General features: G+C 73.1%; 13 protein-coding genes. 7 read left to right on the top strand and 6 right to left on the bottom strand.

The features are described 5' to 3' along the window. Positions 1-96 precede the first annotated feature (96 nt). The 3 genes from ACIQ5Y_RS13165 (at position 97) to ACIQ5Y_RS13175 (ending at position 2,623) form a co-directional block, all read left to right on the top strand. On the top strand, positions 97-891 hold the full coding sequence (locus ACIQ5Y_RS13165; protein ID WP_403879112.1) for a hypothetical protein: 795 nt from the start codon (positions 97-99) through the stop codon (positions 889-891). Positions 892-950: 59 nt separating this feature from the next. Further along, positions 951-1,409, top strand: a complete 459-nt coding sequence (locus ACIQ5Y_RS13170; RefSeq protein ID WP_403879114.1) for an SAM-dependent methyltransferase — start codon at positions 951-953, stop codon at positions 1,407-1,409. Between the two features lie 206 nt (positions 1,410-1,615). After that, positions 1,616-2,623, top strand: a complete 1,008-nt coding sequence (locus ACIQ5Y_RS13175) for a polyprenyl synthetase family protein (protein ID WP_403879115.1) — start codon at positions 1,616-1,618, stop codon at positions 2,621-2,623. 94 nt (positions 2,624-2,717) lie between these two features. Here the strand turns inward: ACIQ5Y_RS13175 and ACIQ5Y_RS13180 are convergent, their stop codons facing one another. Next, on the bottom strand, positions 2,718-2,900 hold the full coding sequence (locus ACIQ5Y_RS13180) for a hypothetical protein (RefSeq protein WP_384583151.1): 183 nt from the start codon (positions 2,898-2,900) through the stop codon (positions 2,718-2,720). Between the two features lie 170 nt (positions 2,901-3,070). Here ACIQ5Y_RS13180 and ACIQ5Y_RS13185 point away from each other — a divergent pair, with 170 nt between their 5' ends. From ACIQ5Y_RS13185 to ACIQ5Y_RS13200, 4 genes are all read left to right on the top strand, one after another. After that, complete coding sequence (locus tag ACIQ5Y_RS13185; RefSeq protein ID WP_403879117.1) at positions 3,071-6,037, top strand: DEAD/DEAH box helicase; 2,967 nt, start codon at positions 3,071-3,073, stop codon at positions 6,035-6,037. Next, complete coding sequence (locus tag ACIQ5Y_RS13190; RefSeq protein WP_403879119.1) at positions 6,037-7,335, top strand: SWF or SNF family helicase; 1,299 nt, start codon at positions 6,037-6,039, stop codon at positions 7,333-7,335. The genes ACIQ5Y_RS13185 and ACIQ5Y_RS13190 overlap by 1 nt, the downstream gene beginning before the upstream one ends. 217 nt (positions 7,336-7,552) lie before the next feature. Continuing rightward, entirely contained in the window at positions 7,553-8,875 is a 1,323-nt protein-coding gene (locus ACIQ5Y_RS13195) for a GAF domain-containing protein (protein ID WP_403879121.1), read from the top strand. Between the two features lie 54 nt (positions 8,876-8,929). Continuing rightward, on the top strand, positions 8,930-10,453 hold the full coding sequence (locus tag ACIQ5Y_RS13200) for an aldehyde dehydrogenase family protein (RefSeq protein ID WP_403879123.1): 1,524 nt from the start codon (positions 8,930-8,932) through the stop codon (positions 10,451-10,453). 65 nt (positions 10,454-10,518) lie between these two features. Here ACIQ5Y_RS13200 and ACIQ5Y_RS13205 read toward each other — a convergent pair whose 3' ends face one another. From ACIQ5Y_RS13205 to ACIQ5Y_RS13225, 5 genes are all read right to left on the bottom strand, one after another. Then, positions 10,519-11,364: a hypothetical protein gene (locus ACIQ5Y_RS13205; RefSeq protein ID WP_403879125.1), complete on the bottom strand. Its 846-nt coding sequence runs from the start codon at positions 11,362-11,364 to the stop codon at positions 10,519-10,521. A gap of 74 nt (positions 11,365-11,438) precedes the next feature. Continuing rightward, positions 11,439-12,659: an ABC transporter permease gene (locus ACIQ5Y_RS13210; protein WP_403879127.1), complete on the bottom strand. Its 1,221-nt coding sequence runs from the start codon at positions 12,657-12,659 to the stop codon at positions 11,439-11,441. Continuing rightward, entirely contained in the window at positions 12,656-13,351 is a 696-nt protein-coding gene (locus tag ACIQ5Y_RS13215) for an ABC transporter ATP-binding protein (RefSeq protein ID WP_403879129.1), read from the bottom strand. The genes ACIQ5Y_RS13210 and ACIQ5Y_RS13215 overlap by 4 nt, the downstream gene beginning before the upstream one ends. Next, positions 13,348-14,493 carry a peptidoglycan-binding protein gene (locus ACIQ5Y_RS13220; protein ID WP_403879131.1) on the bottom strand — a complete coding sequence of 382 codons (1,146 nt, stop codon included), beginning with the start codon at positions 14,491-14,493 and terminating at the stop codon, positions 13,348-13,350. Before ACIQ5Y_RS13220 ends, ACIQ5Y_RS13215 begins: the two co-directional genes overlap by 4 nt. Further along, a complete protein-coding gene (locus ACIQ5Y_RS13225) occupies positions 14,490-15,056 on the bottom strand; it encodes a hypothetical protein (RefSeq protein ID WP_403879133.1) in 567 nt (188 codons plus the stop codon). The genes ACIQ5Y_RS13220 and ACIQ5Y_RS13225 overlap by 4 nt, the downstream gene beginning before the upstream one ends. Positions 15,057-15,106 lie beyond the last annotated feature (50 nt).

Raw genomic sequence — 15,106 nt, forward strand, 5'->3', positions numbered from 1 at the left:
CAGGTGGCGGGCTTGGAAATCGTCACCCGCAGGCTCTCGACGGGTGGGTTACCCGCTGGTTAAGGTGCGGCCGACGAGAGAGCTCCGGGAGGCCAGGTGTCCGACGACGAGGGTGGCGGCTCGCTGTACGTGCTGACCGCCGTACTGCTGACTCCCGCGCAGTTCCCCAGCATCCTGGGCGACGACTTCGCCGAGGCCTGCTCCCTGCTGGGGGTGGCCGCGTCCGGGGAGGGCTACGGGCTGGTGCTGGGCCAGGACGAGGAGGGTGCGCGCTGGACGGTCGTCGTGGACGACGTCTCGCTCGTGGCCGCGGCCATCGCCTCCTGGGACTGCGGGATGGAGTACGACCTGTCCCCCGACGAGCGGAGCATCGTGATCTCGCTGGCGGGCTGGCCGCTGGAGCTCTCGGTGTCCGCGACGGGGATACCGGAGCCGCACGATCCGGAGCAGGGCGCGGACGGCACTGGACGGGTGCCGCTGGCGCCGCCGTCGGCCGAGGCCTGGGGGCCGGTCCAGCGGCGGATGGGCGCGGACCAGATCGCCCGGGAGTGGGCCGACTGGCGCGAGCGGGTGGCGACGGACGGCGGGGCGGCCGCTGCCGCGCACCCCGGGCTCGCGCGGGCGCTGGACGAGGCCCTGGGGTACACGCGGACCCCGCCGCCGCCCGGCCGGGTGCGGTCCTCCTTCGCCGGCGAGGGGGCCCGGACGCTGCGCGTGGACGGGCCGGGCTGGTCACTGGTGGCCCGCACGGGAGGCACCGGAGACCCGGACGCCGCTTTCGTCCTGCTGGACGAGGAGCCGAGCGAGGTCCTCACGGTCCCCCACGAGGGGCGTCACGATCTTCCGCGACTACTGGCGGCGCTGGATCGCGTCGCGGCGCGTCCCGCCTAGCCCCGACCAGGGGGCGGGTATCGGGCGCGCGTACGAGCGGTGACACGAGGGGAGAGACGATGGTGGAGTCGGAGCCGGTGGGCGTGGTCGTGGGCGGCCGTACGGAGGTGCTCGACGACGACTGGGGGCGCGAGACGGCGGTGATCCGCCTGGACTCCCTCCGGTTCGGCCCGGAGGCCCTGTACGGGCTGGAGGACTTCTCGCACGTCGAGGTGGTGTACCACTTCGACCGGGTGCCCGTGGAGAAGATCGAGACGGGCGCCCGCCACCCGCGCGGCAACACGGACTGGCCGCTGGTCGGCATCTTCGCGCAGCGCGGCAAGAACCGGCCGAACCGGCTGGGCCTCTCGCGCTGCCGGCTGGTGAAGGTGGACGGCCTGGACGTGCACGTGGAGGGACTCGACGCGGTGGACGGCACTCCTGTGCTCGATCTCAAGCCCTACATGGTCGAGTTCGCGCCGCGTGGCGAAGTGCGGCAACCGGAGTGGGCGACGGCCCTGATGCGCGGCTACTACTAGGGCCCCGCCCGGCGCCCGTGCGCGGGCGCCGGGCGGTCCACCACCGGCGACAACCGGCCTACAAGATCGAGATCCGGCCACTCGGGCCGAAAATCGCTCTGGATCCCCTCACTCCGGAATGATCGAATCAGCCACGTCACTGACCAACCGACTCGAAGGGACCGCATCGCTCCCCTCGGGTCTTACTTCCGACGGAGGCCGATCTCTTGAATTACACGTCGTACCTGGACCTGCACCGGCAAGTCGCACAGGACATCGATGCGGAGATCGAGACCGCTCTGGAGCGACTCGGACCGATCGCGAACATCACCCGGAACTCAGTGGCCAAGCTCCTGGAGCAGCGCAAACTCAGACATCCCCTTTCGGTGCTGCCCCTGCTCACGCACGCCATAGAGACGGGCGACCCCCGGCCTGCCATGCCGCTGTCCGCCGTCCACCTGCTGTGGTGGACTTCGGCCTGCTACCTCGACGATCTCGCCGACGCGAACGGCGCGCGGATCTGCGGCGAGCTCACCGAGAACGAGGCCCTGCTCGCCTCCGTCATCACCGGCAACTCCCTCCCCATCCAGATCGTTCTGGATCAGAACCTGCCGGAATCGGCGCGCAGCGCACTGGTCACGGAGATCCTGAACGGCTGGATCATCGGCGTCGACGGCCAGATAGACGACATGCGCGGGGAAGCCGGCAAGGCGTCGCGCGCATCGGTGGTCGAAACGTACCGCGGCAAGTCCGGAGCGCCCTTCGGAATGATCACGGCCATGGCCGCCATATTTTCCGGAACTACTGCGGAGAAGGTGGAGCTCTGGCGGGAATTCGGCTACATATTCGGGATTCTGTGGCAGATATTCAACGACCAGGAGGACATCCTCTCCGGCCGTGACGAGGATCTGCTCAACGGCACCGTGACCTATCTCCTCGCGTCCGTCATCGAGGACGCGCCCCTGGAGTCCAGGGACCACATCCTGGGCCTGAGCGCCACCGCGGGCCGCTCGACCGAGGCCCGGGCGGAACTCGCTGCCCTCCTGCGGACGCCCGTCGCCCTCGACCGGTACCGGGCGGAGATCGACGAATTCCGCGACGAGGCACACCGCATCCTGGACGAACTGGGCGGCGACCAGGCCTCCTCGGCTGTACTCCGCCACCTCGTGGACCACGCGTCCCAGATGCTCCTCGAAGCCGACCTCGGCCCCGTCCCCGCGACCAACGCGGCCTGACCCGGCAGGGCGTACCGGACTCCGCGCGGCGCGAGCCGGAGTCCGGACCGTCCTGTCGGCGGCGGGGTCAACCGTCCTGTCGGCGGCTGCGGGGTCAGCGGCCTATCTGCTTGCGGGAGACTCCCCGGAGGCGACGGCGCTGCGAAGGATCCAGCAGGAGGTAGGCGGCCGTCGGCACACCGATCAGGACCAGCAGACCCGCCCAGAACCCGACGCTCCAGAACAACACGATGGCTGCCACGACCCCGGCAACCGCGACCTTTCCGCGATTGGACATCTGCGGACACCTCCTCCTGTGGTCGGCCACTACCCCCTCAACGCCCGGCCTCGCCCGGGCGTTCCCGGACCTCCGGGAATCGGGTACGACGGCCCGGTGGCCCGCCCCGTGGGCCGTCGGTCGGGTACTCTCGGCGGCCCTGTGCCCCGGTAGTCAAGTTCGAGGGATGCGTGCTGCCCAACACCTCCGACCTCATCCACTGCTCCGCCGTCTTCCTGCCCGGCGAGCCGGGCGAACCCGCCCGCAGCGGCCGGATGGGCCTCTGGCGATCCGACGGCGAGACCCCCTGGGGCGGCGCCGACCCGCGCGCCGACCCGCGCGCCGACCCGAGCGCCGACCCCGACGCCCACGCCTCCCTCGCCGGAGCGGGCGGGTTCGAGGAGCTCACCGTCGTCACCCCCGAGTCGCGCCGGATCACCGTGACCGCGCTCGTGCTCCCCGTCGACGAAGCCCTGCCCCTGCTCACCCGCGCCCGGGCGGCCGCCGATCCGGCGGGCGGTCCGGCGGGCGGATCGGCCGCCGCCTTCTGGGGCGCCGCCGCGCTGCTGGCCCTGCACCTCGCGGCCCGCGGCCGGCTGTTGCCCGGCCTGAGCCCCGCCGGCCACGACGCCTGGCGGATGGGGCCGCTGGAGGCCGCGGACCTCGACGCCGTGCGGGAGCTGGCCGCCGCCATGCCGCCCGCGGCCCACTGCGTGCCCCTGAACGCGGACGGCCCGCCCCGGCTGCCCACCCCGGAGCCGCTTCTGCGCGCGTTCCTCGACGCCGTCGCCGACACCCTGCCCCGCTCCCCCGCGGCGCCCGCGGCGGCCGGCGGTCCCGCCTACGCGGGCCGCCCGCCGAGGCCGTACCCCGCCCTGCGCGGGTGGGCCGCCGAGGTGGCCGCTGGCCACGACGCGGGCGTGCGCCTCTCGCTGCGGATCGAACTCGACGGGCCCCTGGACGTCCCGGACCGGGCACCCGCCTTCCGGGCCGTCCTCCAGATGCACGGGGCGGCCGATTCCGCCCTGGTGGCCGACGCCGCCGACGTCTGGGCCGGCTCGGGTGCCGCCGCGGCCTCGTTCCCGCCCGGTGCCCGGATGGACGCGCTGCGTGCCCTGCGCCGCGCCGCCCGGCTGTGGCCCCCACTGGCCCCGCTGCTGAGCGCCGCCGTGCCGAACGCCGTGGAACTCGCCGACGAAGAGGTCACGGAGCTGCTCGGCGGAGCCGCCGCCGAACTGGCCGCCGACGGCGTGCAAGTCCACTGGCCGCGTGAGCTCGCCCGGGAACTCGGCGCCCGCGCCGTCGTCACCTCCCACGAACCCGCCGGGACCGCGCTCCCCACCGGCCTGCTCTCCCCCGGCGCGCTGCTCTCCTTCACCTGGCGCCACGCCCTGGGCGGCCTCGGCGACCTCACCCCCGACGAACTCGACCGGCTCGCCGAGTCGAAGCGCCCCCTGGTCCGGCTCCGCGACCGGTGGGTCCTGGTCGACCCCGCCGCGGCCCGCCGGGCCCGCGCGAGGCGGGGCCGTCGGCTCGCGGCGCCGGAGGCGCTGGCAGCCGTACTCACCGGGTCGGCCGAGCTCGACGGCCGGCGGGTCGAGGTGGAAGCCACCGGTCCCCTGGAGCTGCTGCGCGCACGGCTCGTCGCCGAACCGCACGGACCCGGGGGCCACGAGGACGCCGAGGACGGCACGGGCACCGAAGCGCCCCCGGAGCTCCGGGCCACCCTCCGCGACTACCAACTGCGCGGCCTGCACTGGCTCGCCCGCATGACCTCGCTCGGCCTCGGCGCCTGCCTCGCCGACGACATGGGCCTCGGCAAGACCGTCACCCTCATCGCGCTCCACCTGCACCGGGGCCGCCAGGACCCCGCCACCGGGCCGACCCTCGTGGTCTGCCCGGCCTCGCTGCTCGGCAACTGGCAGCGGGAGATCGAGAAGTTCGCGCCCGGCACCCCGGTGCGCCGGTTCCACGGCCCCGGCCGCGAGCTGTCGGGGCTCGGCGGCGGCTTCGTGCTCACCACCTACGGCACCATGCGCGTGGACGCCCCCGAACTCGCGGCCGTCCGCTGGGGCATGGTCGTCGCCGACGAGGCCCAGCACGTCAAGAACCCGCACTCCTCCACCGCCAAGGCCCTGCGCACCATCCCCGCTCCGGCCAGGGTGGCCCTCACCGGCACCCCCGTCGAGAACAACCTCTCCGAGCTCTGGGCCGTCCTCGACTGGACCACGCCCGGGCTCCTCGGCCGCCTCGGCACCTTCCGCGCCCGCTACGCCGAGCCCGTCGAGAGCGGGCGCGATCCCCGGGCCGCGGCCCGACTCGGCGCGCTCGTAAGGCCGTTCCTGCTGCGCCGTCAGAAGACCGACCCGGGCATCGCGCCCGAACTGCCGCCGAAGACCGAGACCGACCACACCGTGACGCTGAGCCGTGAACAGACCGCGCTCTACGAGGCCGTCGTACGCGAGACCCTCGCCGCGATCTCGGAGGCGGACGGAATGGAACGGCGCGGACTGGTGATCGGACTGCTGACCTCCCTCAAGCAGATCTGCAACCATCCCGCGCAGTACTCGAAGGAGCACGGCCCGGGGGGCCGCGGCGCCAAGGACACCGGTGCCTCGCGCTCCGGCAAGCTGGAGCTCCTCGACGAACTCCTCGACACGATCCTCGCCGGGGGCGTATCGGTCCTCGTCTTCACCCAGTACGTGGCGATGGCCAGGATCCTGGAGAAGCACCTGGCCGGCCGCGGGATCACGACGCGGCTGCTGCACGGAGGGACTCCGGTGGCGCGCCGCGAGGAGCTCGTGGACGAGTTCCAGGCGGGCGGGGTCCCCGTCTTCCTGCTCTCGCTCAAGGCGGCGGGCACCGGATTGAACCTGACCCGCGCCGGGCACGTCATCCACTTCGACCGCTGGTGGAACCCGGCGGTGGAAGAGCAGGCCACCGACCGTGCCTACCGGATCGGCCAGACCCAGCCCGTACAGGTCCACCGGATCATCGCCGAGGGCACCGTCGAGGAGCGGATCGCACGGCTCCTGGAGCGCAAACGGGAGCTCGCGGATGCCGTTCTCGCCGGCGGCGAGGGCGCACTGACCGAACTGACCGATGCCGAACTGGCCGAACTCGTGGCGCTGCGCCCGGCCCTGGGGAGTGACAGGTGATGGGGAACGACGAGAAGACCTTCCCCGCGCTGCCGCCCTCCCCCGGGCGGGGCTTCGCCCAGACCTGGTGGGGGCGGTCCTGGCTGACCGCCCTGGAGGACGGCGCGCTCGACGGGGAGCAGGTCAAGGCGGGCCGCCGGTACGCGCGTTCGGGCGCGGTCGGCGCCGTGTCGGTGCGCCCGGGCGGGCTCACGGCCGTGGTGCGCGACCGGGACGGGACCGCGTACCGGACGGACGTACTGGTCCAGGAGTTCACGGAACCGGAATGGGACCGGCTGCTGGGGCTGGCGGCCTCGGAGTCGGGGTACATCGCGGCGCTGCTGGACCGGGAGGTGCCGCCGGAGCTGGCGGAGGACGCGGCGGAGGCCGGGGTGGAGCTGCTGCCGGGCATCGGGGACCTCGACCCGCGCTGCGACTGCGACGAGTGGGACCACTGCCCGCACACGGCGGCGCTCTGCTACCAGGTGGCGAGGCTGCTGGACCAGGACCCCTTCGTGCTGCTGCTCCTGCGCGGGCGCGGTGAACGGGAGTTGCTGGCACAGCTGGAGGCCCGGAGCACGGCCGAGGCCGGGCGACCCCGGGAAACGCTCGATGCGCCCGCCGACGCCGGGATCCCCGCGGCGGACGCGTACGCGGCGGCGGGGAGCCTGCCGCCCCTGCCCCCGCTGCCGGGCCTTCCGGAGGCACCGGGCCAGCCGCCGACGCTGGACACCGCGACCGAGCCGGAGTCCGAACCGGAACTCGACGTGGACGCCGTGGAGTTCCTCGCCCAGGCGGCCGCGAACGAGGCGTACCGGCTGCTCGCCCTGGCCCTGGCTCCGGGCCACGCCGATCGCGCCCCGACGGCCCCGCTGACCACGGCCGAAGACGCCGTACGACTCACCTCCGAGGCATCGGACTTCCGGGTCCGCTCCCGTCTGGCGGTGGCCACGGGGCGCGACCGGGGCGCCATGGACCTGGCCGTGCGCGCCTGGGGCTTCGGCGGGCCGCCCGCGCTCGCGGCACTGGAGGACGACTGGGCGCCGGACCGGGCGACCCTCGCGCGGGCGCGTGCCGCACTGGCGGCGGCCTGGGCCGACGAGCGGGCTCCGGTGCTCCGCCGGATCCGCGCCCGCTGGTCCGAGGTGGCAGAGGTGGCCGAGGCGTCCGCGGCGTCCCAGGCGGGCGCAGACCGTCAGCTGCGACTCGGCCGCGAGGGCCGCTGGTGGCCGTACCGCCGCGAGGAGGGCCGCTGGTGCCCTGCGGGGGCGTCGGCCCCGGATCCGGCCTCGGCGTGGGCGGCGCTGGACAGCGCCTGATCCCGGCGGATCCCGGCTGACCCCGGCTGACCCCGGCTGACCCCGGCTGACAGCCTCCGACACCCGCCGACACCCGCCGACACGTCCCGCCACATGCCGACACCCGCTGTTTCGGCCCGGCCCCGCCGTCGTACTGGCCGACGCACCGCTTGCCGGGTCCCGGCACCGGGACGACGATGGGGGCGCTCCGGGTTCCGCGGCACCACGGGAGGGTGACATGGACGATCCGTCGGTGGCGTTGCCGGGCGGGGCCGATCCCGCCGAGCGCACGCGCGAACTGCGGCGCGCCCACGCCGTGTTCACCCGCGACGGGCGGGTCGAGGCGCCGGTGCGGGCGGTCATCGCGAGGTCCTGGCGGCGGTGTGCCCGGGCCCGTGTCAGCCCGGAGTGCGCGCCCCGGATGGAGCTGGCGGAGCGGGAGCTGCGCTCCTACCGCGCCGAGCATCCGCTGGCCCGGGTCATGCCCCTGTTCCGTGAACTCGTCGGGGAGTTCGCGGCGCACGGGGCCCATCTGCTCGCCGTGTGCGACGCGCGGGGCAGCCTGCTGTGGGTGGAAGGGGAACCGGCCACCCTGCGGCGCGCGGAGGGGCTCGGCTTCGTCCCGGGCGCGCGCTGGGCGGAGACGGCGATGGGAACCAACGCTCCCGGTACGGCGGTGGCGGTCGGCGAGCCCGTACAGGTCTTCGGGGCCGAGCACTTCAGCCGACGGGTCCATCCGTGGACCTGCGCGGCGTCCCCGGTGCGCGATCCGCGGACGGGCGGGCTGCTGGGCGCGGTGGACATCACCGGCGGCGACGGGCTGGCGCACCCCCATTCCCTGGCCTTCGTACGGGCGGTGGCGCGGGCGGCGGAGGCCCAGCTGACGCTGCTCGAACCGGGCCCGCCGGCCGTCCCGGACACGCTGACCGCCCTCGGGCTGGACGAGGCACTGCTGGTCACGGGCGGGCGCCGGGTGCGGCTCGGCCGGCGGCACAGCGAGATCATGGCCCTGCTGGCACACCACCCCGGTGGGCTCTCGGGCGAGGAGTTGGCGATCGCCCTGTACGAGGACGAGTCGGTGTCCCCCGTCACCCTGCGCGCCGAGATGTCCCGGTTGCGCGCCCTGCTGGGGCCGGCGGCCCCGCTCTCCCGCCCTTACCGCACGGCCGTCCCGCTGGCCGCGGACTTCACCGCGCTGACCCGGCACCTGGCGGCGGGCGCGGTCTCCACGGCCCTCCACCACTACCCCGGCCCCCTGCTGCCCGCTTCCACGGCGCCCGGCATCGTCCGGCTGCGCCGCAGGATCGAGGAGCAGGCGCGGGCCGCCGTGATCGCCCGGGCCGACGCGGGACTGCTGACCGACTGGGTGTGCAGTGCGTGGGGCGCGGACGACCGGGAGGCGTGGCAGGCCCTCGCCTCGGCGCTACCGGCCGAGGGCAGGTCGGCCGCGCTGGCCCGCGTACGCGCCCTGGACCGTGAACTGGGCGCGCGCGTGGACCACGTACGCGCGCACCGGCACCCGCCGCAGCGTGCAACGTATCCGCAACCTGTCCGCTCCTAGCCTCCCCCCGAGCGCTGTCCGACGGCGGCCGGCGCCCGGCAAGGGGAGGACACCATGGCCCGTTACGCTGCGCCCGGTACCGAGGGGGCGCTCATGTCGTACGCGTCCCGCTACGGCCACTTCATCGGCGGAGAGTACGTCGAGCCCGCCGGCGGCCGGTACTTCGACAACCCCTCCCCCGTGACCGGCCTGACCTTCACCGAGGTCGCCCGCGGCAGCGCGGAGGACGTGGAGCGGGCCCTGGACGCGGCGCACGCGGCCGCGCCCGCCTGGGGGCGCACCTCGGTCGCCGAACGCTCGACCGTCCTGCTGCGCATCGCGGACCGCATGGAACAGAACCTGGAAGCCCTCGCCGTCGCGGAGACCTGGGAGAACGGCAAGCCGATCCGCGAGACCCTGGCAGCCGATCTCCCTCTGGCCATCGACCAGTTCCGCTACTTCGCGGGGGCGCTGCGCGCGCAGGAGGGAGCGCTCAGCCAGCTCGACGAGGACACGGTGGCCTACCACTTCCACGAGCCGCTCGGCGTGGTCGGGCAGATCATCCCGTGGAACTTCCCGATCCTGATGGCGGTCTGGAAGTTGGCCCCGGCGCTGGCGGCGGGGAACACCGTCGTCCTCAAGCCGGCCGAGCAGACCCCGGCTTCCGTCCACTACTGGCTGAGCCTGGTGGCGGACCTGCTGCCGCCGGGCGTGGTGAACATCGTGAACGGCTTTGGGGAGGAGGCGGGCAAGCCGCTGGCGTCCAGCCCTCGCGTCGCCAAGATCGCCTTCACCGGGGAGACCTCGACGGGCCGTCTGATCATGCAGTACGCGGCGGAGCACCTGAAGCCGGTCACGCTCGAACTCGGCGGCAAGAGCCCCAACCTCTTCTTCGACGACATCTGGACAGCGGACGACGACCTGCGCGACAAGGCCCTGGAGGGCTTCGCGATGTTCGCGCTCAACCAGGGCGAGGTGTGCACGAGCCCGTCGCGCGCCCTGATCGAGCGGGGCAGGTACGGGGACTTCCTCGACGCGGCCGTCGCCCGCACCGAACTGATCGTGCCGGGCCACCCGTTGGACACGGACACGATGATCGGCGCGCAGGCCTCGGAGGAGCAGCTGAAGAAGATCCTCTCGTACGTGGAGATCGGCCGGCAGGAGGGCGCGAAGATCCTGACCGGCGGCGCCCGGATCGACCACGGTGGCGACCTGGCCGGCGGCTTCTACGTCGAGCCGACGGTCTTCGAGGGCGACAACCGCATGCGGATCTTCCAGGAGGAGATCTTCGGCCCGGTGGTGTCCGTGACCTCCTTCCAGGACTTCGACGACGCCGTACGGATCGCGAACGACACCTCGTACGGCCTGGGCGCGGGAGTCTGGACCCGCGACATCAACACGGCGTACCGCGCGGGCCGGGCGATCCAGGCGGGCCGCGTCTGGACCAACTGCTACCACGCGTACCCGGCGCACGCGGCCTTCGGCGGCTACAAGCAGTCGGGCATCGGCCGTGAGACCCACAAGATGATGCTGGAGCACTACCAGCAGACGAAGAACATCCTGACCAGCTACTCCCCGAAGAAGCTCGGCTTCTTCTAGAGCAGTGAGATCCGCCGCCCGGCGTCGGCGTTGCCTTCCCACCAGGCAACGCCCGCGCCGGCCGCTCAGATTTGCCGCACGTGCCACCCCCACTTGAGACCACCGAAGATCTTGACGATCCCCCGTCCCGACGCGTCCTTGTGGCCGGTGTCCTGGGCGAGGAAGACCTCGGCCGTGAACTCGCCCTCCAGAGAGCCGTGCGTGTCCAGGTTGATCACGGACTCGTCGTGGAAGTTGCAGACTTGGGTGCCGTTGATCGAGGTCAGACCCCCGTCCATGTAGAACGGGTTCGCCCGGTACATATTGTCGACTTCGCTCGGCCTGTCGACGGGCACGGAGGAGCGGACCACCTGGATCCACCGAATCGACTCCCGGATCCCGGGGTCGCCTCGGCTGACGTCCGGGTCGTAGACGACGTACACTCCGCCGCCGAAGCGCGCCCCCGGCTCCTGCGGTGTCGGCTCGGCGGCGAAGACGCTGTACGACTGGACCCTGAACTCCGCCCTGCCCGGAAAGCCGCCCTGGTAGCGGAACGCGTAGGAGTCGCCGAAGGCATCGGCCAGCGTCTTCCTGAACGCGATGGCGGGATCAGCCGGAGCGTCCTCGTAGACGGGATCCGGTGCGTCGCCGTTCTGCCCGAACGGCAGGAGGGCGATCCGGTGGGGTGTGCCGTTGAACGTGAAGTCCTGGGTGGCGACGTGACCGCCGATCGTTCCCGTCGGCTTGCCGGGGCGCGGCGGCCAGCCGGTGGCCTGGCTCGGCTGGTAGTCGAGGACGAGGTGACCGCCCGGGGCCCGGGAAGCGGCGGATTTCGCGGCGGCGGAAGGGGCGGTGAGTGCGGACAGTCCGATGGCGGACCCTGCGGCGAGCAGGGAGCGCCGCGTCAGACGTGACGGGGTGTTGGCGTGCATGGCGAGATGACCTCCCGGTCGGGACGAGGAGATGAGGAGGAAGAGGGGGGACGTGGACGAACGGCCCGCCGCGTTCATACGGCCAGGGCTTCCGTGGGCGAGAGTCGGGAGGCGCGGACGGCCGGGTAGAGGCCGGCCAGGGCACCGATGGCCAGGGTCGCGGCGATGCCGCCCAGCACGGCCCACGGCGGGATGACCGCCGGCCAGTCCTGGTACGCGGCGTACCCGACGGTCACGGTGGTTCCCAGGAGTGCTCCGCCGACGCCGCCGAGTGCCGACAGCAGAAGGGATTCGGTGAGGAACTGGGTGCGGATCTGTCCCCGGGTGGCGCCCAGCGAGCGTCGCAGACCGATTTCGGCACGGCGCTCCAGGACCGAGATGACCATGGTGTTGGCGACTCCGACGCCACCGACGAGCAGGGCCACCGCGCCGAGGCCGAGCAGCAGTCCCGTGAAGGCTTCGCTCGCGGCCTGCTTGGCGGCGAGGGCGTCGGAAGGCCGGGATACCTTGACCTCGCCCGGGGCTTGGGGGTTGGCGGTGGCGCCGAGTACGGACCGTACGGATGAGACGTCGGCGTCGGCGCTGCGGACGTAGACGGTGGTGGGACGGCCGTCGAAGCCCAGTACGGTTTCGGCGGCCGGCCAGCCGATGAGGGCCGCCGAGTTCAGCTCGGGGGCGAGCGAGACCGGTTCGAGGATGCCGATCACGGTGAACCAGCGGCCGCCGATCAGCACGCGGGTGTCCGGCCGGGCGTGGCCTGTGCCGAGGCGCTCAGCGGCCTCGGCCCCGAGAACCGTGGTGGGGTACTTGCCGGTGGCGGCGTTGAGCCAGGTGCCACTGCGGAGCTTCGCTCCTGTGGTCGCGGGAAGGTCGGTACGGGCCGCATAGGCCGTGATGCCGCCGTTGTCCGTGCCGGGGATCCTGTCGGTACGGAAGACATCGGTGTCCGCGAGTTTCCCGATGGCCGACATCGCGGTCACCGGGCGGATCCGGGAGATCATCTGCTCTGCGGTGGGCGGCAGTTGGGCGGTGCCACCGGTCAAGGTGTCGCCCGGGCCGACGGTGAGCAGGTTGGTGCCCAGTGCGGCCAGGGTGCGGTCGAGGTCGGCACGGGAGGATGAGGAGACGCCGACCACCGCGACCATGGCGGCGATGCCGATGGCGATGCCCAACGCGGAGAGGAACGCCCGCATCGGGCGCGTACGCAGGCCCAGCGCACCCACTCTGACCGCGTCGGCGGGCCTCATCCGTGCAGGCCGCAGCCTGTCCGCGGGCAGCAGCGCGTCCGCGGTCATCGGCTCTGCTCCGCTGCGGGGGCCTTGCGGCGGAGCGAGTCGTCGACCACCCGGCCGTCGCGCATGTGGACCTGCCTGGGCAGGGACGCGGCGAGCTCTCGGTCGTGGGTGATGATCACAACGGTGGTGCCGGAGGAATGGAGTTCCCGCAGCAGCCGCATCACCGCCTGCCCGGACACCGAGTCCAGTGCGCCGGTCGGCTCGTCCGCGAGCAGAAGCGCCGGCCCACCGGCCACGGCCCGGGCGATGGCCACGCGCTGGCGCTCGCCGCCGGACAGCTCGTGCGGCTCGTGGTCCATGCGCCGGCCGAGGCCGACCCGGTGCAGTACCGCCGCCGCACGCCGCCGCCGTTCGGCGTGCCGCAGCCCCGAGTAGAGGAGTCCGTCGGCCACGTTGGCCAGTGCCGTGGTTCCGGCGGCGAGGTGGAACTGCTGGAAGACGAACCCGATCCGGGAGGCGCGCAGCGCGGACAGTTCGGCGTCGGACAGCGCGCCGATGTCGTGGCCGTCGAGGTGCACGCCACCGGTGGTGGGTCGGTCGAGGGTGCCGAGCAGGTTCAGCATGGTGGACTTGCCGGAGCCGGACGGCCCGACGATGGCGACGAGCTCACCGCGGTCGATGGCCAGCGAGACACCGCCGAGTGCGGTGACCCCGCCCGGATAGGTCTTGGTCACATCTGTCAGGGTGATCACTTCGGTATCCCCACCTTGGCGCCCTGGGCGATGCCGCTGCCGGAGACCTCCACCCGCCCTTCGGCGAACAGCCCCGTGGTGACCGCGACGTACCGCGAGGTCGATCCCTCGACCACCTCCACACCGAAGCCGCCCTCGGCGAGGGCGAGCAGCGCGGAGACCGGCACCGTCAGGACGTCGTTGCGGGTGTCGGCGGTGAAGACTACGTGCACTCCGGCCTGGTCGTAGGCGCGGACGGCTTCGCGAGCCTTGGCGTCCGCGAGCGCGACCACCGCCTTGATCTTCGTCTCCGCCTTCTTCTGGCCCTCGGCCGGCTTCGACGCGGTGGCCACCTCGCTGATCGTGCCTTGGACGACCACCCCGTCAGGGAGCGAGACGTCGACCGGAGTGCCCTGTTTGGCCAGCCGCTGGTCGGCGATGTCGAGCTCCGCGGTGACGGCCTTGGCGGTGCCGGTGTACGACAGCACCTTCTGACCCGGCCCGGTCTGCTGCCCCGGCTCCGCCTCCAGGCCGGCGACCCGGACGGCGTCGGGGGCGAACACGATCCGCCCCAGCTCCACGGTCCCGGTCTTCCGCAGACCGAGGCTGCCCTGCCACCGCTCCACCGCCTTGGCGGTGGCATCGGTGTACTCCTCATCAGGGGTGAACCCGGTGTAGCCGAGCGCGCGGAGGTTCTCCTCCAACTGCTTGACGTCCAGCCCTTCGGCACCCTTCGCCAGGGCACGATAGGCCGGCAGTGACCCGTACAGCAGCACCACGGGCTGGTTGTCCAGCGCGTACAGGGCCTTGCCGCGGGTGATCTCCGCGCCGGACTTCGGCAGCAGGGTGAGCGTGCCGGGAAGGCGACCGGTCATGCTCTGCGCCGTGCCGTAACCCAACTGCGCGTCCACGTTCTTGGTGTCCTTGAGTGTCTGCCGCAGCACCTCGGCCGTCGCGGGCGGGAGAGCCCTCCCCGACTCGGCTCCGGAGTCGCCGTCGCCCGGGAGGAGTACCGCGGCGGTTCCCACACTCGCCGCGGCCAGGGCGAAGGCCGCAACCGCGATCGCGGTGCCGCGCGGTCCGCGACGCCGTCCGCGGGTCCTCGGGGGCGCCGTCGGGTCCACCGGGCCGTCGAGGTCCTGTTCGCTCGTCGCCTGCGTCACCGTGCCGTCCCCGCCTTCCTGCTCTCCCCTTCGGCGCCGCCGCACTTCTTCCAGGCGTCCTTGAAGTCCGGGTCCTCGGCCTGTCCGGGGCCGATGTCGATGCCCTGGCCCTCCTTGGGGTCGGCGAAGTTCTCGACCCCGTTCTCGCGCATGCACCGCGCGAGACCCAGCATGGCCTCCCGGTCCTTGGAGTCGTTGCGGTCGGCGGGAGCCGGCGGAGCGGAGGAGCGGCACGCCTCGATGGCCTTGTCGGCCTTCTCCTTGTTCGAGCCGTCGATGGAGAGCCCGATGCCCTGGCCGGGCTTGGGGTCCGCCACGTCGAGGCCGTGCTGCCGCAGGCACTGCGCGTACCGCACGGCCGCCTCGTCCCGGCTCAGGCCGGGAGCGGCGCTGCTCGTGGCGCTGCTCGTGGCGCTCTTGGTGCCGCCGTTCGCGGAGGCCACGCCGGTGCCACCGTCACCGGACTCGCACGCGGTCAGTGTCAGGCCCAGTGCCAGGGGCAGGGCCGCGAGCAGGACGGGGGTGCGCGACCGCCTCTGATCCGTCCGAGTCATCCAGGTCATGCGAGGCCTCCTTGCCGGTCTGCCGGCCCGGTGCCGGCGTTCGGAGGCGA

This window comes from Streptomyces sp. NPDC096339 (genome assembly GCF_044762985.1).
Lineage (GTDB): Bacteria > Actinomycetota > Actinomycetes > Streptomycetales > Streptomycetaceae > Streptomyces.